14 protein-coding genes are annotated in these 20,847 nt (G+C 75.3%); 5 read left to right on the top strand and 9 right to left on the bottom strand.

Going from position 1 to position 20,847, the window contains the following annotated elements:
* Nucleotides 1-46 precede the first annotated feature (46 nt).
* The gene (locus ACTMTB_RS00430) at nucleotides 47-2,614 is read left to right on the top strand and encodes an FtsK/SpoIIIE domain-containing protein (RefSeq protein ID WP_441141977.1); all 2,568 of its coding nucleotides are present in this window, start codon (nucleotides 47-49) and stop codon (nucleotides 2,612-2,614) included.
* Entirely contained in the window at nucleotides 2,611-3,345 is a 735-nt protein-coding gene (locus ACTMTB_RS00425; RefSeq protein WP_441141976.1) for a hypothetical protein, read from the top strand. Before ACTMTB_RS00430 ends, ACTMTB_RS00425 begins: the two co-directional genes overlap by 4 nt.
* A 59-nt stretch (nucleotides 3,346-3,404) precedes the next feature.
* On the opposite strand, the gene folE is transcribed toward ACTMTB_RS00425, so the two are convergent.
* From folE to ACTMTB_RS00405, 4 genes are all read right to left on the bottom strand, one after another.
* The gene (folE, locus tag ACTMTB_RS00420; RefSeq protein ID WP_210774414.1) at nucleotides 3,405-4,070 is read right to left on the bottom strand and encodes a GTP cyclohydrolase I FolE; all 666 of its coding nucleotides are present in this window, start codon (nucleotides 4,068-4,070) and stop codon (nucleotides 3,405-3,407) included.
* 35 nt (nucleotides 4,071-4,105) lie between these two features.
* Nucleotides 4,106-6,109, bottom strand: coding sequence for an ATP-dependent zinc metalloprotease FtsH (gene ftsH / locus ACTMTB_RS00415; protein ID WP_441141975.1), 2,004 nt, complete (start codon nucleotides 6,107-6,109; stop codon nucleotides 4,106-4,108).
* A gap of 441 nt (nucleotides 6,110-6,550) precedes the next feature.
* Complete coding sequence (gene hpt, locus ACTMTB_RS00410; RefSeq protein WP_179802179.1) at nucleotides 6,551-7,126, bottom strand: hypoxanthine phosphoribosyltransferase; 576 nt, start codon at nucleotides 7,124-7,126, stop codon at nucleotides 6,551-6,553.
* 100 nt (nucleotides 7,127-7,226) lie between these two features.
* Nucleotides 7,227-7,364, bottom strand: coding sequence for a hypothetical protein (locus tag ACTMTB_RS00405; RefSeq protein ID WP_210774141.1), 138 nt, complete (start codon nucleotides 7,362-7,364; stop codon nucleotides 7,227-7,229).
* Nucleotides 7,365-7,514: 150 nt separating this feature from the next.
* On the opposite strand from ACTMTB_RS00405, the gene ACTMTB_RS00400 reads away from it, so the two are divergent.
* The gene (locus ACTMTB_RS00400; RefSeq protein ID WP_441141974.1) at nucleotides 7,515-8,480 is read left to right on the top strand and encodes a GlxA family transcriptional regulator; all 966 of its coding nucleotides are present in this window, start codon (nucleotides 7,515-7,517) and stop codon (nucleotides 8,478-8,480) included.
* A 312-nt stretch (nucleotides 8,481-8,792) separates the two neighbouring features.
* On the opposite strand, the gene ACTMTB_RS00395 is transcribed toward ACTMTB_RS00400, so the two are convergent.
* From ACTMTB_RS00395 to dacB, 4 genes are all read right to left on the bottom strand, one after another.
* Entirely contained in the window at nucleotides 8,793-10,427 is a 1,635-nt protein-coding gene (locus ACTMTB_RS00395; RefSeq protein WP_441141973.1) for a gamma-glutamyltransferase family protein, read from the bottom strand.
* A gap of 141 nt (nucleotides 10,428-10,568) precedes the next feature.
* Nucleotides 10,569-11,564: a tRNA lysidine(34) synthetase TilS gene (gene tilS, locus ACTMTB_RS00390; protein WP_441141972.1), complete on the bottom strand. Its 996-nt coding sequence runs from the start codon at nucleotides 11,562-11,564 to the stop codon at nucleotides 10,569-10,571.
* Between the two features lie 10 nt (nucleotides 11,565-11,574).
* Nucleotides 11,575-12,642: a zinc-dependent metalloprotease gene (locus ACTMTB_RS00385; RefSeq protein WP_441141971.1), complete on the bottom strand. Its 1,068-nt coding sequence runs from the start codon at nucleotides 12,640-12,642 to the stop codon at nucleotides 11,575-11,577.
* A 66-nt stretch (nucleotides 12,643-12,708) separates the two neighbouring features.
* Nucleotides 12,709-14,559 carry a D-alanyl-D-alanine carboxypeptidase/D-alanyl-D-alanine endopeptidase gene (dacB, locus tag ACTMTB_RS00380; protein ID WP_441141970.1) on the bottom strand — a complete coding sequence of 617 codons (1,851 nt, stop codon included), beginning with the start codon at nucleotides 14,557-14,559 and terminating at the stop codon, nucleotides 12,709-12,711.
* Between the two features lie 228 nt (nucleotides 14,560-14,787).
* Between dacB and ACTMTB_RS00375 the strand changes: the two genes are divergently transcribed.
* Nucleotides 14,788-15,294: an inorganic diphosphatase gene (locus ACTMTB_RS00375; RefSeq protein WP_280837316.1), complete on the top strand. Its 507-nt coding sequence runs from the start codon at nucleotides 14,788-14,790 to the stop codon at nucleotides 15,292-15,294.
* A 71-nt stretch (nucleotides 15,295-15,365) separates the two neighbouring features.
* Here ACTMTB_RS00375 and eccD read toward each other — a convergent pair whose 3' ends face one another.
* Nucleotides 15,366-16,766 (bottom strand): type VII secretion integral membrane protein EccD, encoded by a 1,401-nt coding sequence (gene eccD, locus ACTMTB_RS00370; protein ID WP_441141969.1) that lies wholly within the window; start codon nucleotides 16,764-16,766, stop codon nucleotides 15,366-15,368.
* Between the two features lie 101 nt (nucleotides 16,767-16,867).
* On the opposite strand from eccD, the gene eccCa reads away from it, so the two are divergent.
* Nucleotides 16,868-20,818, top strand: a complete 3,951-nt coding sequence (gene eccCa, locus ACTMTB_RS00365; protein ID WP_441141968.1) for a type VII secretion protein EccCa — start codon at nucleotides 16,868-16,870, stop codon at nucleotides 20,816-20,818.
* Nucleotides 20,819-20,847: the final 29 nt, after the last annotated feature.

Genomic DNA, 20,847 nt, shown 5'->3' with positions numbered 1-20,847 from the left:
GGGATACCGTCGGGGCTCGGGGAGGTTTCCAACCTCGGAAAGAGGGGTGGACACGGTGGCCGGTCCGAAGTCGCGTACGAACCGTGCCGCCGCCCTGCACCGGCGGGCCGCCGCCACCGCCGTAGCCGCCGCCGGCGTGCTCGACGAGACCCGCCCGGCCCCCGCCGACCAGCGCCGGCAGTACGAGCTGGCCGATCGGCTGCGGACCGCGGCGACGGTGCTCGCGCCGGGCTGGGCCGGTGCCCCGCTGGACACCCTGCCGCCGGACACCCCGGCCGGCGAGGAGAACCCGCCGTTCGTCCGGGTCGGCACCGCGGCCCCGCTGGACGACGCGCGCTTCCCCGCGCTGGTGCCGCTGCTCGGCGCCGGCCACCTGACGCTCGACGTCGATGCCCGGGAGCCCCGGGCGGTCGGCCTGCTCCGGGCCGTACTGCTGCGGCTGCTGGCCGCGACGCCGGCCGGCTGCCTGCTGGTACGCGCGGTGGACGGCGCGAGCGCGGGCGACACCTTCGCGTCCTTCGCGCCGCTGGCCGACGCGGGCCTGCTGCCGCCGCCGGCGGTGGACGTGGCCGGCCTGCGGGCGGTGCTGACCGAGGCCGAGCAATGGGTCTCCCCGGGCACCGGCCGGCCCCGCCGGCACGACCGGACGCTGCTGCTGGTGATCGCCGGGCTGCCGGAGCTGACCGGCCCGAGCGACCTGGCCCGGATCGAGGCGCTGGCCGCCCAGGGCCGCCCCGCCGGCCTGCACCTGGTGGTCGCCGGCTGGCCCCCACCCGGCCCGTACGCGGCCCGCCCGCCGCTGCCGGAGGCCACCCGGCTGGAGCTGCGGACCGCGTACGCGCTGCTCGGCGATCCGCCCGGCAGCCCGTTCGGTGGGCCGGGCGGCGACGGGCCGGGCGGCTTGAACTCTCCGGTCTTCGTGGACGAGGACCCGGGGCCGGACCTGATCGGGCAGGTCTGCCGGCGGTTGGCCGCGCAGGTGGAGGAAGGTTCCCGGCTCTGCCTGGCCGAGCTGCTGCCGCCGCCGGAGGAGCCGCTCTGGCAGGCCGGCTCGACCGACGGGCTCTCCACCACGGTGGGCGACGCCAACGGGCGGCCGGTGACCGTCGGCTTCACCGAGCTGACGCCGCACTGGCTGATCAGCGGTCGCTCCGACGCCGGCCGGTCGGCGTTCCTCACCAACGCACTGCTCGGCCTCGCCGCGCGGTACGGCCCGGACGAGCTGGTGCTGCACCTGGTGGACCTCGGTGACGGCGAGTCCTTCGTGGAGTTCCTGCAGACCGAGCGGGACCGCTCGTGGGTGCCGCAGGTCCGGGCCGCCGCGATGGCCGCCGACCCGGAGTACGTGCGGGACCTGTTCGACCAGTTGGCGGCGGAGACCCACCGGCGGGAGGAGGCGGGCGCCCGGGCCGGCGGGCAGCGCTACGCGCAACTGCGGGAGCACCAGTCGCTGCCCCGGATCGTCTGTGTGATCGACAACTTCCCGCTGCTGCTGGCGACCCGGGATCCGGTCGCCGCGGACGTGCTCGCCCGGCTGGACGGCCTGGCCCGCGCCGGGCGCGCGTACGGCATCCACCTGGTGCTGGCCGGCGCGGGTGACCTGGGCATCGGGGCGGGCCCGGCGCCGCGCGACTCGGTGTTGGGCCAGTTCCCGGTGCGGGTGGCGCTCTCCGGTGGCGGGGCGGTGCTCGCGCCCACCAACGACGCGGCGGCGGGCCTGGCGGTGGGCAGCGCGGTGGTCAACACCGCGGGCGGGTTGGGCGGGCCGCGCGGCGCCACCCGGGGTCACGAGCGGCTGGTCCGCTTCCCCGACCCGCACGACGCCCCGGAGACGATCGAGCAGCTCCGGCACCGGCTCTTCGAGGCCCGCCCGGAGGGGACCATCCCGCCGGTGGTCTTCGCGGGCTGGGCCCGGCCGCTGCTGCGCAACGACCCCCGGCTGCGGGCCGCCCTGGCCGGCCGGGCCGGTGGGCCGGCCGCTCTGCTCGGCCGAGCGGTGGACGTGGCCCGGACGACGGTCGCCGTCCCGCTCGGCCCGGTGGCCGGCCGCAACCTCGCCGTCCTCGGGGCGGGTACGGGGGCGGCCGGGTTGCTGGCGAACGCCGCGCGGAGCACCGCTGCCCACCATCCACCGGGTGCCGCCCGGTTCGTGCTCGCGGCGCTGGCCGAGGGCTCCGCCGCGCTGGCGGCCGGGTTGGCGACCGAGCTGGCGCAGCGGCAGCGGGTGGAGACGGTCGACGCGGCGGGCCTGCTGGCGGCGATGGACGGCGACGGGCCGGCCTACCTGGTGGTGTTCGGGGTGGACCTGGCGACGGCGGAGGAGCTGCCGGTGGAGCGGTTGCGCACGCTGCTGCGCGAGGGTCCGCCGACCGGCATCCACCTGCTGGGCTGGTGGCGTACCGTGCCGCCGTTCGCGGCGCTGCTGGAGCCGGACGGCGAGGTCGACAAGCTGGCCGCGGTCGCCGCGGTGGACGTGCCGGGGGCGATGCTCGGCGCGGTCTTCGGGCGACCGGTGGAGTGGCGGCCGCGCCCCGGCCGGGTGGTGCTCTGGGACGGCCCGGGTGAGCGGGGCACGGTGCTGGTGCCCTTCGCGGACGGGGAGGAGCCGGCGTGAGCGGGCGCGACGAGCGGGCCGGCGCGGCGGGCGTCGACGAGGCGTCCCCGGCGACGCCGGTCCGGCAGCGGATCGGGAACGAGCCGGTCGGCGCGGTGGCCGCCGCCTGGACGGACTACCTGGCCGCCGCGCGGCAGCTGGACGGGGTACGCCGCGCCGCCGCCACCGCCGCCGCCGAGCAGGCCCGGGCGGTGGAGGCGGCCCGCGAGGAGCTGGCCGGGCTGCACGCCCGGTTGGCGCCGCAGCAGGCCGGGCTGCGGGAGCTGGGCGTACCGGCGATCACGCTGACCCCGACGCCGCCGGAGCTGACCGAGGCGGCCCGGTCGATGGTCGGTGGCCCGGCCGCCGTGCTGGCCGCGTTGCGGGTGGCCCGCGGCTGGGCGGACGCGGCCGACGCGACGCTGGCCGCGCGGGGTCCGCTGCGACCGGCGGCCTGGCCGCCCCGGGCCCGCAACCTGCTGGTGTACGGCCCACTGGCGCTGCTGGTACCGATGGTCCAGCTGATCGTCCTCGCGGCCGCCGGGGCCGGCGCGGCGAGCCTCGTGGCGCTGGTCGTCGGGCTGCCGATGCCGGCGGTCGCCTTCGGGGCGGGCTGGGTGGCGGTGGGTCGGCTCTTCCCGCCGCGCCCGGGCGAGCGGCTGGACCGGACGGCCCGGCTGGGGGCGCTGACCTGCCTGCTCCCGGCGTTGGTGACGGCCAGCGTGATCATGCTGGCGCTGCTGGCCGGCTGAGACGCGACGGCCGCCCCGCCCCCACGGGGGAGCGACGCGGCCGGTCGGGATGCTACGGGTCAGCGCGGAATGATCAGGGCCATCGCCTCGGCCCGCGACTTCGCGTCGTGCTGGAGGGTGCCCCGCACCGCGGAGGTGATGGTCTTGGCGCCACTCTTCTGGATGCCGCGCATCGCCATGCACATGTGCTCGCACTCGAGCACCACGACGACGCCGCGCGGCGCCAGCTTGCTCATCAGCAGGTCGGCGATCTGCGAGGTGAGCCGCTCCTGGACCTGCGGGCGGCGGGCGAAGACCTCGACCAGCCGGGCCAGCTTGGACAGCCCGGTGATCCGGCCGTCCGGCCCGGGGATGTAGCCGATGTGCGCGCTGCCCCGGAACGGCAGCAGGTGGTGCTCGCAGAGGCTCATCACGTCGATGTCCCGGACGAGCACCAGCTCCTGGTGGTTGGCCTCGAAGGTGGTGCTGAGCACCTGGGCCGGGTCGACCCGGAGGCCGGCGAAGAGTTCCGCGTACGCCCGGGCCACCCGGGCCGGGGTCTGCTGGAGTCCGTCCCGGTCGGGGTCCTCCCCGACCGCGATGAGGATCTCGCGGACGGCCTTCTCGATCCGGGCGAGGTCCATGGTGTCCTCGATCGGACGGCCGGTCAGCTTGCCGCTGATCAGCCGGGCCGCGACGTAGTCCAGGGCCTCGTCGCCGTCGGGCTCGGTCGACGAGGCGGCCAGCCCCGAGTTCTCGGGGCTGGCCGCAGCGTCCGTGTTCAGTGGGTACCGTCCGAGTTGTTCGAGCCGCCGACCGACGCGCCGTCGGCCTGCGCCTGGGCCTTGAGCTTGTCCTTCTCGGCCGGGGTGAGCACCGGGGGCTCGGTGGAGGGCTGACGCTTGCCGAAGCCGTTGTAGGGGGCCATCGGCGGACGCTTCGCCACCCGGGCACAGATCCGGGCCATGTCGGCGGTGGAGAGGGTCTCCTTCTCCATCAGCTCCAGGACGATGTTGTCCAGGACGTCCCGGTATTCCACCAGGATCTCCCAGGCCTCGTCGTGGGCCAGCTCGATCAGGGCCCGCATCTCGCCGTCGATCTCGGCCGCCACCACGTCGGAGTAGTCCCGCTCGTGGCCCATGTTGCGGCCGAGGAACGGCTCGTCGCCGCTGGTGCCGTACTTGATCGCACCGAGCTTGGAGCTCATGCCGTACTGGGTGATCATCGCGCGGGCCAGCTGGGTGGCCTTCTCGATGTCGTTGCCGGCGCCGGTGGTCGGCTCGTGGAAGACCAACTCCTCGGCGGCCCGGCCACCCAGCGCGTACGCCAGGGTGTCGACCATCTCGGCGCGGGTCTGGGTGTACTTGTCCTCGGTCGGCAGGACCAGGGTGTGGCCCAGCGAGCGGCCGCGGGACAGGATGGTCACCTTGTGCACCGGCGCCGCGTGCGGCAGCGCCCAGGCGACCAGCGCGTGGCCACCCTCGTGGTACGCGGTGATCTTCTTCTCCTGGTCGCTCATCACCCGGGTCCGGCGCTGCGGACCCGCGATCACCCGGTCGATCGACTCCTCCAGGGAGTCGTTGGTGATCGCCCGCTGGTCCTTACGGGCGGTGAGCAGTGCCGACTCGTTGATCACGTTGGCGAGGTCGGCGCCGCTGAAGCCGGGGGTACGCCGGGCCACCGAGTCGAGGTCGACGTCGGGGGTGAACGGCTTGCCCTTGGCGTGCACCCGCAGGATCGCCTTGCGGCCCTCCATGTCGGGGGCGTCCACCGGGATCTGCCGGTCGAAGCGGCCCGGGCGCAGCAGCGCCGGGTCGAGGATGTCCGGCCGGTTGGTGGCGGCGATCAGGATGACCCCGCCCTTGGTGTCGAAGCCGTCCATCTCGACGAGCAGCTGGTTGAGGGTCTGCTCGCGCTCGTCGTGGCCGCCGCCCATGCCGGCGCCACGGTGCCGGCCGACGGCGTCGATCTCGTCCACGAAGACGATCGCCGGGGCGTTCGCCTTGGCCTGCTCGAAGAGGTCGCGGACCCGGCTGGCGCCGACACCGACGAACATCTCCACGAAGTCGGAACCGGAGATCGAGTAGAACGGCACCCCGGCCTCGCCGGCCACCGCGCGGGCGAGCAGCGTCTTACCGGTACCGGGCGGGCCGAAGAGCAGCACGCCCTTGGGGATCTTGGCGCCCAGGGCCTGATACTTCGCCGGGTTCTGCAGGAAGTCCTTGATCTCGTGCAGCTCCTCGACGGCCTCCTCGGCCCCCGCCACGTCCGCGAACGTGGTCTTCGGCGTGTCCTTGGTGATCATCTTCGCCTTGGACTTGCCGAAGTTGAGCACCCGGGAGCCGCCGCCCTGCATCTGCGACATGAAGAAGATCAGCAGGAGCACCAGCAGGGCGATCGGGAGCAGGTTGACCAGCAGGCTCACCCAGATGCTGTCGGACGACACCTTGGCGTCGGCCGGGCCGGTGACCCGGTTGGCCGCCTTCGCCGCGAGGACGTCGTTCCAGACCTCGTCGCCGACCTCGTACGGGAACTGGGCCTCGATACGGTCGGTCGTGGTGTCGCCGAACTTGGCCTTCTCGGCCAGGTTGAGCTGGAGCGTCTGCTCCTTGTCCTGGAAGACGACCTTGTTGATCTTGGCAGTGTGGAGCTGGTCGAGCGCAACGGAAGTGTCCACGCGGTGGTAGCTGGGACCAGCGGTGAACAGCTGACTGAGCACAACGGCGCCGAGGATGACCAGGATGATCCAGACCACCGGTCGGCGGAAGAAACGCGTACGTTCCATGCTGTTGTCGAGCGCCGAGACGCCCGCATCCTCCTGATCGACGTCCTGACCGTCTGAATGGTGTCGCCGCGTTGGCGGCGCCGAGCCGCCGTGCGGGCCGGCCTCGACCCCGAGGCGCGCCAACTGCCGCGCCGCGGTCATTCGACGGTACACCGTGTGCGCCAGGAGTGAGCTTCTGAGCCCAGCACTTACGCGGACGGCGAACCGGGGTTCAGCCGGCGTGGCGGGAGCTCCGCACCCGGCCACCCGACCGCCGGTCACACACCAGTCGAGGGGTCGGGCGTGGAGATTGCCTCCACGCCACCGGCACCTACCGTAGTCCGATTTGCTGAGAGCCCGCTGAACGTCCGCTCGATGGACACCGATACGAGCAGCTCTCGGCCCGGCCTGACGGGACCACCGCCGGGCCGGCGGCGGGAGCGGACCCGGCCGGCGAGGGGCTCAGGCCCGGGCGTAGACCTCCGGCTTAAGCACGCCGACGTAGGGCAGCTCGCGGTAGCGCTCGCCGAAGTCGAGGCCGTAGCCGACCACGAACTCGGTCGGGATGTCGAAGCCGACGTACTTCACCGGGACGGGGACCTTCACCGCCTCCGGCTTGCGGAACAGGGCGACCACCTCGACGCTGGCCGCGGAGCGGGACTCCAGGTAGCGCAGCAGCCAGGAGAGGGTCAGCCCGGAGTCGACGATGTCCTCGACCACCACCACGTGCCGGCCGGCGATGTCCCGGTCCAGGTCCTTGAGGATGCGGACCACGCCGGAGGAGGTGGTGCCCTGGCCGTACGAGGAGATGGCCATGAAGTCCAGCTCGGCCGGCGGACCGTTCCGGCCCAGCGCCCGGGCGAAGTCGGCCATGAACATGATCGCGCCCTTGAGCACGCAGACGAGCAGGAGTCCGTCCTCGACGCCGGCGTAGTCCGCCGAGACCTGCTTGGCCAGTTCCGCGGTCTTCTCGCGGATCTGCGCCTCGGAGATGATCACGTGATCGATGTCGGCGTCGTACCAGGAGCCGTCAGCCATGACTCCTAGCCTGCCGTACGCCGGCTGGCCTCCGTCGGCGGGGCCGCCCCTTTTGGAGCGGTCCCGCCAGGGATTTTTTCGGCAATCCGGACCAATCACCTCAGCAGGTGCGGGACTGCCAGCGGCGGCCCTGGTCGGTCGGCTTCCAGTCGGCCGAGTCGTGGCTGTCCGCGGTGAGGCCGGCGGCCGAGGCGACGGCCAGACCGACGAGGAAGAGCAGAAGCAGCAGGAGTTCCATGGCGGCGCTCGCTTTCGCGTTGTTTGGAGTGTTATCGCCGCCGGTGCGCACCGGACTGGTACCAGTTTCCGTCCGCCACGAGGAGCCGGACAGTGGCAGAAATGCCATTGCCCCTCGATTTCCTGCCACCGGCGGGGTTACCCTCGTCACATGCTCCGATCCGTCGCCGTCCTCGCGCTGGACAAGGTCGCCCCGTTCGAGCTCGGCGTGCTCGCCGAGGTCTTCGGCACCGACCGCACGGCGGACGGGTTCCCCGGTTACCGGTTTGCCGTCTGCACCGCCGACGGCGGCCCCGTCCGCACCTCCTCCGGCTTCGGGCTGACCCCGCACGCCGACCTCGGCCCGGTCGAGGAGGCCGACCTGGTCGCCGTGCCGGCGCACAGCCAGGGCTGCGCGGTGCCCGAGCCGGTGCTGGACGCGCTGCGCCGGGCGGCCGACCGGGGGGCGTACCTGCTCAGCGTCTGCTCGGGCGCGTTCGTGCTGGGCGCCGCCGGGCTGCTCGACGGACGCGAGTGCACCACCCACTGGCGGTACGTCGACGAGCTGCAACGCCGCCACCCGGCGGCCCGGGTCCGGTGCAACTCGCTCTACGTCGCCGACGGGAGGGTGCTCACCAGCGCCGGCACCGCCGCCGGCATCGACGCCTGCCTGCACCTGGTACGCCAGGAGCACGGCTCCGCCATCGCCACCCGGCTGGCCCGCCGGATGGTCGTCCCCCCGCACCGCGACGGCGGCCAGTCCCAGTACGTCGAGGCGCCGATCCCGGTCACGCCGGAGGCCCCCACGCTGGAGCCGGTGCTGAGCTGGCTGATCGGGCACCTGGACCGGCCGACCACGGTGGACGAACTGGCCGCCCGGGCCGGCATGTCGGCGCGGACCTTCGCCCGCCGGTTCCGGGCCGAGACCGGCACCACCCCGCACGACTGGCTCACCAACCAGCGCGTGCTGCTGGCCCGCCGGCTGCTGGAGGAGACCAAGCTCAGCGTCGACACCGTCGCCGACCGGGCCGGCTTCGGCGACGCCGCCGCGCTACGCCACCACTTCACCCGCCGCGTCGGCACCACCCCGCACGCCTACCGCACCACCTTCCGCGACCGCGTCACCACCACCACCTGACCCACACCCAGCCCCACGTCGACCGCAACCAGCCCCACGGCCACCAGCCCCCGCCACGACCGGAACGACCGCGCCCACCCCGCGGGCTACGGACCTGCGGAGAAGGCTGGTTCCAACCACCGCGACCACCGCGACCACCAAAAGATCCACCCACCCGACCGGCGGGACCCACCCAGCTCGGCCACCCGGGTTTCGCCGGAGCCCGACCCGCGCAGGGATCAAGCCTGACCGCCCGGAGCGGGTCGGGCTCCGGCGAAACCCCACCCCGCCCCCGACGAACCGAAAGCGCCAGAACCACCCGGCAACCGAAGATCAGAACCCGACCGCAGCCCCGTCCACCCGCGACTCCGACCCCACCACGTACCCGCCGGACGGACCCCGCCACACCGCCTGCCCGTACCCGAAGACCGAAGGCTCCTCCGCGACGGTGACCTCGTGCCCCCGCGAGCGCAACCCCGCGACCAGGCCGGGCACCGCCGCCAGTGCCGGCTCGACCAGCAGGGTCCGGCCGGCGTGCCAGTACCAGCGGGGAGCGTCCAGCGCGGCCTGCGGGTCGAGGCCGGCGTCCAGGGTGGCGGAGACGAGCTGGACGTGCCCCTGTGGCTGCATGTGCCCGCCCATCACGCCGAACGGGCCGACCGGCGCGCCGTCGCGGGTCAGGAAGCCCGGGATGATCGTGTGGAAGGGCCGCTTGGCCGGCCCGACCACGTTCGGGTGCGCCGGGTCGAGACGGAAACCGAGGCCCCGGTTCTGCAACGCGAAGCCGTGCCCGGGCAGCACCACCCGGGAACCGAACGCCAGGTAGGTGGACTGGATCAGGCTGACCATCATCCCGCCCGCGTCGGCGGTGCACAGGTAGACGGTGCCGCCGCGCTCCGGGTCGCCGGCCACCGGGTCGCCGGCCCGGTCGGTGACCAGGGCCCGCCGGGCCGCCGCGTAGCCGGGGTCGAGCAGGGCGGCGGTCGGCACCGGGGCCCGCTCCGGGTCGGCCACGTGGGCGTGGGCGTCGGCGAAGCCGAGCTTGACCGCCTCGATCTGGCGGTGCAGCCGCTCCCCGGCGTCGAGCGCGGCGAGGTCCGTGCCGTCCAGGATGTTCAGCGCGAGCAGGGCGGCGATCCCCTGCCCGTTGGGCGGCAGTTCCCAGACCTCGTGCCCCCGGTAGCGGGCGCCGACCGGGTCCACCCAGGTGCCGGCGTGCCGGGCCAGGTCGTCGCCGGTGAGCAGGCCACCCGTGCGGGCCGCGTGGGCGTCGAGCGCGGCGGCGATGTCGCCCCGGTAGAAGTCCTCCGCGCCGGTCTCGGCGATGCGGCGCAGGGTGCGGGCGGCGTCCGGGTTGCGCCACCGCTCGCCGGGGCGCGGCGCCCGCCCGTCGATGGTGAACACCCGGTCGAACTCGGCGTACTCCTCGCCGCCCGGCTCGACCCGCGCGGCCAGCGCCCGGTCCCAGGTGGCGGCGGTGCCGGCGGCGACCGGGTAGCCGTGCTCGGCGTAGGAGATCGCGTCGGTGAAGAGGTCCGCGAAGGGCAGCGACCCGAACCGGTCGTGCAGGTCCCGCCAGCCGGCCGGCGCGCCGGGCACGGTCACCGGCAGCCAACCCCGGGCCGGCATCGCCGGACCGCGCGCCTGCGCGCCGCCGAGCGCGTCCACCGCCGCCGGCGCGCGCCCTGCGGTCGCGGTGAGCACCACCTCCCGGGTCAGCGCGGCCGGGGACCGGCCGGAGGCGTTCAACCCGTGCAGCCGCTCGCCGTCCCAGACGATCGCGAACAGGTCACCACCGATGTCGTTGGAGGGCGGCTGCACCACGGTGAGCGCGATCGCCGTGGCCAGCGCGGCGTCGACGGCGTTGCCGCCGCGCCGCAGCACGGCCAGACCCGCGGCCGCCGCGAGCGGCTGGCTGGTCGCGACGGCACCGTTCGGGGCGAAGAGCGGCTGTCGCGGGTACGCCATCCGCCATGTCTACCGCCTCCGGCGGCTCCCGGGGAGGGCCCGCCTCGCCTCCCCCGTGATCGGAACCCGGGAACCGGGACGACCCGCCGTCGGACCTCCTCGGAAATCGTCACCCGATCGACCGGCGGCCACGGCCCTGCCTCAGTCGACCCGGAGCAGACGGCCGGCGCGGCGGGCCACCCGCAGCCCGCCCGGCAGGTGCGTCGCGCCCTGCCCGCGCCAGTCGGTGACCAGCGCGTCCAACGCGGCCACGTGCCGGTGCGACAGCGCCGCTGGAGAAGCGCCCAGTTCCCGGGCCCAGGCGTGCAGCACCCGGGTACGCACCGCCGGGGCCAGCGCGGCCAGGGCCGCCACGGAGAGTCCACCGTCGACGGCCCGTACCCCGGCCGGGGCGGCGAGCGCGGCGGCGGCCAGGTCGTCCAGGGCGGCGGTGTCGGCGGCCACCAGTCGGGCGGTCCGGGCCAGGTTGTCCAGCACCCCCGGGCCGAGCGCCCGCAGCAGCACCGGCAGCACGTCGGCGCGCACCCGGGCGCGGGCGTACGAGGGGTCGGCGTTGTGCGGGTCCTCCCACGGGGTCAGCCCGAGCGCGGCGCACGCCTTGCGGGTGTCGTCCCGGGTGACGTCGAGCAACGGGCGCAGCAGCGGCACCCCGTCCAGTTCGCGGCGCTCGGGCATGCCGGCCAGTCCGCGCGGTCCGGCACCCCGGGCCAGCGCGAGCAGCACCGTCTCGGCCTGGTCGTCGCGGGTGTGCCCGACCAGCAGCGCCGCCGCGCGGTGTCGCCGGGCGGCGTCGACCAGCGCCTGGTAGCGGGCCTCGCGGGCGGCCGCCTCCGGGCCGCCGGGGCGTCCGGCCACGGTCACCGGCACCGCCTCGACCGGGTCGAGACCGGCCTCGACGGCCCACCGGGCCACCGCCTCGGCCCGCCCGGCCGAGCCCTCCTGCAACCCGTGGTCCACGGTCACCAGACCGGCCCGCCGGCCGAGCCGAGGCGCCACGAAGGCGGTCGCGGCGGCCAGCGCGAGCGAGTCGGCCCCGCCGGAGCAGGCCACCAGCACCGGCCCGTCGGCCGGCAGCGGGGTCAGCGCGCGGCGGACGGCGATCCGGATCGCGGCGACCGGCGGGGCGAGGGCGGCCACGGCCGTCCGCTCAGCCGGCGGTCGGGGTGGCGCCGGCCGGCCCGTGCACCCGGGCCACCCAGGCGTCCGGGTCGCCCAGCTCGTTGAGCCGGGGCAGGGTCAGCGGGGAGCCGAAGATCTTGTTGAAGCCGTCCATGCCGACCCGGTCGACCACGCCGTGCACGAACTTGCGGCCCTCGGCGTACTGGCGCATCTTGACGTCGACGCCGAGCAGCCGGCGAATCGCCTTCTCCAGTGGGTTGCCGGCCTCGCGGCGTCGGTTGAACCCCGCCCGGATCCGCTCCACGCTGGGGATGACCTGCGGGCCGACGCCGTCCATCACGAACTCGGCGTGCCCTTCCAGCAGGGTCATCAGCGCGGTGAGTCGGTCCAGCACGGCCCGCTGGGCCGGAGTCTGCACGATGTCCAGCACACTGGTGCGGCTCTCCGGGTCCTTGATCGCGTCGGAGAGGGTGGCGACGCCCCGGCGCAGCCGCTCCAGCAGGTGCTCGTTGCCCTGCGCGGCGTCGACGAAGGCGTTCACCTCGCCGAGGAAGTACGCCCGCATCCAGGGCACCGAGGTGAACTGGGTGCGGTGGGTGACCTCGTGCAGGCAGACCCAGAGCCGGAAGTCGCGCGGGTTCGCCTCCAGCTTCCGCTCCACCTCGACGATGTTCGGCGCGACCAACAGCAGCTGCCCCGGGTCGGCGGAGAACACCTCGTACTGGCCGAGGACCCGGCCGGAGAGGTAGGCGAGCACCGTGCCGGCCTGCATCCCGGTCAGCCGGGAGCCGATCGCCTCGGTGAGCGGCCCGGGACGCTTGTCGCCGGAGAGCCGGTTGACCAGCGGGGTGATCACCTCGCGCAGGCCGGCGATGTTGGCGGCCGCCCAGTCCCGGCGGTCCACCACCCGCACCGGCGGGTGCGTCACCTGCGAGCGCAGCCCGGTGTAGTCGGCGACGTGCCCGGCCGCCTCCTCGGTGAGCCGTCGCAGGTCGACGACCACGTCGGTGGCCTCGGCGTACGACACCCGGGGGCCCGACTTGCCCAGCGCCCCCGCGGTCGCGGCGGCCAGATCCCAGTCCACGAACTGCGCCATGCACCCACCGTACCCGCGCCGGAACACCCCGGCCCGGCGTGCGAGCAGGGGCTCCGGCGGTCCGGGTCAGCGGCAGCCGCAGCCGGCCAGGGCACCGGCGATCCGGTCGAGGGCCTGACGGCTGACGTCCGAGTCGCCGGCCGGGGCCCGGTCAGTGAGGACCGCGAAGGTGAGCAGCCGCCCCTCGGCCGTGGTGACCAGTCCGGCGATGGCGTGCACCCCGGTCAGCGTGCCGGTCTTGGCCCGGACCACCCCGGCACCGGCTTCGGTCGCGTCGACCCGGTAACGGTCACCCAGGGTGCCGGACCACCCGCCGACCGGCAGGCCGCCGAAGATGGCGCCCAGTTCCGGGTGGTCGCCCTTGCCGGCGAGCGCGATCAGGTCGGTGAGCAGGGACGGGCTGATCCGGTTGTTCCGGGACAGCCCGCTGCCGTCGGAGAGGCTGATCTCGCCGGCCGGCAGGCCCAGCTCGCCGATGACCTCGTCCATCGCCGCCGCCCCGCCGACGAAGCTCGCCGGCTGGTTGCGAGCCAGCGCCACCTGCCGGGCCAGCGCCTCGGCGATCACGTTGTCGCTGTCGCTGATCATGATGTCGACCAGGCGGATCATCGGCAGCGACTCGACCTTGCCCAGCTCGGTGCCGGGCGCCGGGGCGCCGCTGGCCGCGGCCCCGCCCCCGGCCGGTGGGGCGGTGCCCCGGGTGACCTGGGCGTCCCCGCCGAGGCCGAGGAGCCGGGCGAAGGAGCGGCCGGCGGTCAGGTCGGGCTCCGGGGCCCGCTCGGCCGCGCCGTGGGTGTCGTCGAAGGTCTTCCGGGCCGCCTCGGGGTCGCTGCGCGCGCCGTCGGTCATCAGCGCGGTGATCGACGCGCCGTAGCCGCCGGTCGGGATGTCGTCGTCCCAGCCGGGGCCGTGCACCGGGCCGGGGAAGAGCGAGGAGTCGACGACGACCTTGGTGGGAGCGGTGCCGCCGAGCGCCTGCTTCACCTGCTTGGCCAGCGTGTCGAGGCGGGCCGCACCGGGGTAGAAGCCCTTGCCGTCCACGGCGAGGGTCGGGTCGCCGCCACCGACGAGCACCACCTCGCCCGGGTTCGCCCCGGCCACCGCCCGGGTGGGGATGCGGTACCCGGGGCCCCGGGCCTCCAGCACGGTCACACCGGTCGCCAGCTTGGTCACCGAGGCGGGCACCGTGCCGTCGTCGCCGCCCCGGGCGTAGATGGACTGCCCGGTGGTCAGGTCGGCCACCGAGATGTTCACCCGGCTGCCCAGGGCGGCGGCCCCGAGCAGCGGCTCCACGGCGGCGCGTACCCCGGCGGCGGTGGGCAGCGGGGCGTTGGCGTCCGGGCCGGCGAGCACCGGCGACGGGTCCGGCTCCGGCGCCTGAGCGGCGGCGGCCGGTCCGGCGGCGTCGTCGCCCAGCCACCCGGCGACCGGCCCGGGGCGGAGCACCACGGCGACCCCGGCCAGCGCGAGCAGCAGCACCGTGGCGAGCGCCGCCACCGGCAGCAGCCGGCGACGCCGGCGCGGCGCGGGGGGCGGCGGAGCCAGCGGCCCGGCGCCCGCCGGCGGCGGGGAGACGGGCACGGAGCCGGCGGCCGGGGAGACCGGACCCGACGGGGGCGAGACCGGCGCGGCGCCGTAGACGTGGCCCTGGCCGGCGCGGTGCACCTGGCCGGGCCCGGTGGCCGGGGCGTCCCAGGTCGGCGGCGGGACCCGGGCCGACCCGGCGGCCGGCGGCGGCCCGGACGGCACGCGGGCGGAGCCGGCGGCGGGACGGCCGGGCGGGTTCACCTCGGGGAACCGGCCGGTGTTGCGGGAATCGCCCGGCCAGGCCGGCGGAACCGGCCCCGACGGCGGCTGCCCGGCGCCGGGCCCGGGCGGTGCAGAACGGTCGGACGGGTGCACACCGGGCACCGGCATGCGCCCGCTCGCGGATCCACCGGACCCGCGCCCGTCAACCCCCTCCGGGCGGTAGTGTGAATCTTCCCTCCCCACGACCCCCTCCTCCCGCCTCCGGAACCAGCCTGGGTGACACTACTTCGGTCCGAAGACTATGCGGCGTCCGGAGCCGGTGGGTGGCCAATCACCCGTACCGGGGGCGTCTGTGGTTCCGTTCAGCCAGCGTGGGCAGACGAGGGAGCGTGGGAGATGGATTTCGACGTCACGGTTGAGATCCCGAAGGGTCACCGAAACAAGTACGAGGTGGACCACGTGACCGGCCGGATCCGGCTGGACCGCACCCTCTTCACGTCGACCCAGTACCCGGCCGACTACGGCTTCATCGAGGGCACCCTCGGCGAGGACGGCGACCCGCTGGACGCGCTGGTGCTCGTCCCCGAGCCGACCTTCCCGGGCTGCCTGATCCGCTGCCGCACCATCGGCATGTTCCGGATGACGGACGAGAAGGGCGGCGACGACAAGGTCCTCTGCGTGCCCTACGAGGACCCGCGCCAGGAGCACCTGCGCGACATCCACCACCTGGGCGAGTTCGACCGGCTGGAGATCCAGCACTTCTTCGAGGTCTACAAGGACCTGGAGCCGGGCAAGTCGGTCGAGGGCGCCACCTGGGTGGGCCGGGTCGAGGCCGAGGCCGAGATCCACGCGTCGTACCAGCGGGCCAAGGACGCGGAGGAGCGCGGCGACACCGCGCACTGACCAGCACCGCCACGTTGGGCCCGGGTTCACCCCGGGCCCTTCGTCGTCCGCTCAGGGCCGGTGTCAGAGCCCTAACCGAGCAGGCCGCGCGCGGCGTCGTAGAGGCCCAGCACCGCGCAGGCCACCGGTACCACGGAGACCACCAGCGCGGTGTCGGTCAGGTCGGCCACCCGACCGACGTACGGCGACACCGGCCGCCGGGCGTACGTGGTGCCGGCCGCCACGGCGGTGAGCGCCACCAGCAGCCCGCCCACGGTCAGCGCCAGCACCCCCGCATCGCCGGCTCCGGCGGCCAGCACCACGCCGAGCACCGCGAACCCGGCCAGCCCCGCCAGCACGGGCGGCACCCGGTGGCGGACCGCCACGAAGAGCCGGGACCGCAGCAGCAGCACCGCCGAGACGACGGCCACCAGCAGCCGCCCGGCCAGCCCACCGGTCACGCCGAGCACCAGCGCCGCGGCGAGCGCCAGCGCGCCGTGCCCGATCAGCATCCCGGTCAGCATCTCCTCGGTCCGGGCCACCGCCGCGTGCACCCGCGCCCGGTCGGGCAGGTCCCGCACGCCGTCCGGGCCGCCGGTCGGGCCGGTGGGCAGGGTGATCGGCGGCAGCGGCAGCTTGCCCAGCCGGATCGCCAGCAGCGGCAGCCCGCCGAGGGCGAAGACCAGCACGCAGAGCAGCACCGCCGCGGTCTCCGCCGGCCCGAGCAGCAGCCCGCCGAGGGCGGCCGCCGCGCCGACCGCGCCGAGGGTCGCGCCGGCCACGAAGACCCGCAGCCGGGTGGCGGTGCCGAGCAGGCCGAGCACCGACACCAGCAGCAGCGCCACCGCGCCGGCCAGCAGCTCGGGGGCGCCCAGCCAGGGCAGCGGCCGGAACTCACCGACCGGGTCGCCGGAGCTGACCGCGAGGGCGCCGGCCGCCGCGGCGTACGGCAGCGCGTACCCACCGAGGGTGGCGCCGGTCGGGCCGTCCCCGTAGGCGCGGGAGGCGACCGTGCCGGCGAGCGCGAGCAGCAGCGCGACGGTGACCGCCAGCGGCCAGCCGGCCCGGTGCTGCGGCCCGCCGGCCAGGACGGCGACCAGTCCGACGGCCAGCGGCACGGCGGCACCGGCGAGCGCGGCGGCCCGGGTGGCGGCCGGGGACCAGGCACTGCCGCGCCGGCGGGCGCCGTCGGCGATCGCCTCCACCACGTCGTCGTACTCCAGCTCGGGCCACTCGGCGTGGGCCGGCACGAGGTGCAGCACCTCGCCGTCGCGCACCCCCTGCGGGAGCAGCGCCTGCGCGGTCGCCAGCACCGCCCCGTCGGTGCGGCGCAGCACCCAGCCGCCGTGCCGCTCGCCGTCGTCGGCCAGCCCCTCGCCGGCGTGCCGCAGCACCTCGGGCAGCAGCTCGGCGAGGGGCACCTGCTCCGGCAGGGCCACGTCGACGCGTCGTTGCGGGGCGCTGATGGTGACCCTTGCCAGCCCGGTAGTCATCGACTGATCTCCATATCGAGCGGGAGCGGTGGCTGACGGACGACAGGACTTTACCTACCATGAGCCAGGCTCGGGTTACCGAGCGCCACCTTGGAGGGTCAGTGTCCACTGTCGTCATCAAACGACCGCCGCGCCGTCCGGCGCCGGAGATACCGGTCGGTGAGCTGCCCGTCGAGGCGCCGCCGGAGATCCCCGCGGTGACCGGCGGCCGCTGGCAGCAGGCGCTGATGGTGCTGCCCATGCTGGGCGGCACGGTGGCGATGGCGATGATGTTCGGCCGCGGCGGCGGCGCCTACTCGTACGTGGTGGGCGGCATGTTCGGGCTCTCCTCGGTGGCGATGCTGGTGACCTCCTGGGGCAGCGCCGCCGGCACCCCGAAGAAGTCGGAGATGATGGCCGCCCGCCGCGAGTACCTGCGGCACCTGGCCGCGCTGCGCCGCCGGGTCCGGCAGACGGCCGGCCAGCAGCGGGCCGGGCTCTTCTACCGGCACCCGGATCCGGGCCGGCTCTGGTCGACCGTCGACAGCCACCGGGTCTGGGAGCGCCGGCCGGGTGACCCGGACTTCGCCGTGGTCCGGGTGGCCGTCGGCCCGCAGACCCTGGCGACGCCCCTGATCCCCCCGGTCACCCGGCCGCTGGAGGAGCTGGAACCGATGACCGCGGGGGCGCTGCGGCGCTTCCTCGACGCGTACTCGGTGGTGCCGGACCTGCCGGTGGCGCTGTCGATGCGCAGCTTCGCCCGGGTCTTCGTCCGCGGCGAGGCCGGGGACGCGCGCGGCGGCACCGGCTCGCCCGGGGCGCAGGCGCTGGCCCGGGCCATGCTCACCCAGCTCGCCGTCTTCCACGCCCCGGACGAACTGCTCATCGCGGTCTGCGCCGGGCCCGAGCGGCGGGCGCTCTGGGAGTGGGTCAAGTGGCTGCCGCACGCCCACCACCCCGGCCGCACCGACGCGCTCGGCCCGGTCCGGCTGGTCACCAGCTCCGCCGCCGAACTGGAACGCCTGCTCGACGAGGTGCTGGCCAGCCGGTCCCGGTTCAGCCCGGCCGGCCCGGCCACCGACGGGCCGCACGTGGTGGTCCTGCTCGACGGCGGCGACCTGACCGGGGCGACCGACCTGGCCGGGGACGGCGGCATCGACGCGGTCACCGTCATCGACCTGGACACCCCGCCGCCACGGCTGCTCGACCGCTTCGCCCTCCTGCTGGAGCTGCGCGGCGACCGGCTGCACTCCCGGTCGGCCGAGGGGCACGCCGAGGTGGGCACCGCCGACCGGCTGGAGGTCGCCGACGCCGAGGCGGTGGCCCGCCGGCTCGCGCCGCTGCGGCTGGCCACCACCGTACGCGGGGGCGAGACCGCGCCCGGGGCCGAGCTGGGCCTGCCCGAGCTGCTCGGCATCGGCGACCCGGAGGGCTTCACCGCCGAGCAGGGCTGGGCGCCCCGGTCGGGGCGGGACCGGCTGCGGGTGCCGATCGGGGTCGGTGCCGACGGCGGCGCGATCGAGCTGGACCTGAAGGAGTCGGCGCAGGACGGCATGGGTCCGCACGGCCTGCTGATCGGCGCGACGGGCTCCGGCAAGTCGGAGCTGCTGCGCACCCTGGTGCTCGGCCTGGCCGCCACGCACAGCTCGGAACAGCTCAACTTCGTGCTGGTCGACTTCAAGGGCGGCGCCACCTTCGCCTCCTTCGACCGGCTGCCGCACACCGCCGCCGTGATCACCAACCTGGCCGACGCGCTGCCGCTGGTGGACCGGATGGTGGACGCCATCAACGGCGAGCTGATGCGCCGCCAGGAGCTGCTGCGCCGGGCCGGCAACTTCGCCAGCCTGCGCGACTACGAGCGGGCCCGGGCCGCTGGCACTCCGCTGGCCCCGCTGCCCTCGCTGCTGCTGATCTGCGACGAGTTCTCCGAGCTGCTCTCCGCCAAGCCGGACTTCATCGACCTGTTCGTCCAGATCGGACGGCTGGGCCGGTCGCTCGGGGTGCACCTGCTGCTGGCCAGCCAGCGCCTGGAGGAGGGGCGGCTGCGGGGGCTCGACACCCACCTGTCGTACCGGATCGGGTTGCGCACCTTCTCGGCGCTGGAGTCCCGGACGGTGCTCGGGGTGCCGGACGCGCACGAGCTGCCCCGCTCGCCCGGGCACGGCTACCTGCGCGCCGGCACCGACCCGCTGGTCCGGTTCAAGGCCGCGTACGTCTCCGGGCCGGTCCGCCGGCGCGGCGCGGCGGCCGGCGGCGCGGGCGGCAGCACCCGGCTGCTCACCTTCTCCACCCACCTGGTGCCGGTGTCGGAGCCGGCCACCCCGGCGCTGCCCGCCGTCGAGGAGGAGACGGAGAAACTGCTCGACGTGCTGGTCGGCCGGCTCGCCGGGCAGGGCCCGCCGGCGCACCCGGTCTGGCTGCCCCCGCTCGACACCGCGCCCACCCTGGACGAGCTGCTCGGGCCGGCCGCCATCGACCCGCAGCGCGGCCTCACCGTGGCCAACCCGGAGCTGCACGGCGCGCTCCAGGTGCCGGTGGCCGTGGTGGACAAGCCCTTCGAGCAGCGCCGCGACCTGCTCTGGCTGGCGCTGGACGGCGCGGCCGGGCACGTGGCGGTGGTCGGCGGGCCGCAGAGCGGCAAGTCGCACCTGCTCCGTACGCTGGTCTGCGCGCTGGCGCTCACCCACACGCCGGCCGAGGCCCAGGTCTACTGCCTGGACTTCGGCGGTGGCGGGCTCGCCGCGCTGCGCGACCTGCCGCACGTCGGTCAGGTGGCGGGGCGGTCCGACCCGACCGTGGTGCGCCGGACCATCGGTGAGATCGCCACCCTGCTCGCCGAGCGGGAGCGCCGCTTCGCCGAGCTGGGCGTCGAGTCGATGGCGGCCTGGCGGCAACGCCGGTCCGGGTTGGCGGGGGCCGGCCAGCCGACCGTCGACCCGTTCGGCGACGTCTTCCTGGTGGTCGACGGCTGGGCCACCCTGCGCGGCGAGTACGACGACCTGGAACCACTGGTCACCGACCTGGCCACCCGCGGCCTGTCGTACGGGGTGCACGTGGTGGCGAGTGCGGTCCGCTGGATGGACTTCCGGCCGGCCATCCGGGACCTGTTCGGCTCCCGACTGGAGCTGCGCCTCGGCGACCCGGCGGACTCGGCGGTGAAGCGGGTCGCCGCGGCGGGCGTGCCGGAGAAGTCACCCGGCCGGGGCATCACCGCGCAGAGCCTGCACTTCCTCACCGCGCTGCCCCAGCTGGCCGGGGCCGAGCCGGCCGACCTGGTGAAGGCGGTCGCCGGAGCCTGGTCCGGTCCGCCCGCCCCGCGGGTGCGACTGCTCCCGCCGGTGCTCCCCTACGCCGACCTCGACACCTCCGCCGCCACCGGGCTGGCCTTCCCGATCGGCGTGGCCGAGGCGGACCTGCGCCCGGTGGCGGTGGACTTCGCCAGCGAGCCGCACTTCGTCGTCTTCGGCGACGCGGAGTGCGGCAAGTCCTCGTTCCTGCGCGCACTGGCCACCTCGATCATCAACCGGTTCACCCCGGAGCAGGCCCGGATCATCCTGGTCGACTACCGGCGCAGCCTGTACAGCCTGATCGACGACCCGCACGTGATCGGGTACGGCAGCGCGGCGGCGCACACCGCCGAGCTGGTCGAGTCGGTCGCCGGCTACATGCGGGCCCGGCTGCCCGGGCCGGACGTGACCCCGGCGCAGCTGCGGGAGCGGTCCTGGTGGTCGGGGCCGGAGCTGTTCGTGCTGGTCGACGACTACGACCTGGTGTCCAGCGGCCCGGCGAACCCGCTGCGCGGCCTGGAGGAGCACCTGCCGCAGGCCCGCGACATCGGGCTGCACCTGGTGCTGGTCCGCCGTTCCGGCGGTGCCGCCCGGGCCCAGTACGAGCCGATCGTGCAGCGGCTGCGCGAACTCTCCACCGCCGGGCTGGTGATGAGCGGCAGCCCGGACGAGGGACCGCTTGTCGGGCAGGTCCGTCCCGGGCCGCTGCCGCCCGGGCGGGGCCGGCTGGTCACCCGGCGTGAGGGCGTACGCCTGCTCCAGTTGGCACATCTGCCCCCACCGTGAGCGTGTCCGGCGGAACGCCCCGCCGGGGA

The sequence above is a fragment of the Micromonospora sp. L32 genome (genome assembly GCF_052068055.1).
Classification (GTDB): domain Bacteria; phylum Actinomycetota; class Actinomycetes; order Mycobacteriales; family Micromonosporaceae; genus Micromonospora; species Micromonospora purpureochromogenes.
Note: the sequence above shows the minus strand (reverse complement) of the source record. Positions and strands in the feature narration are given on the sequence as shown.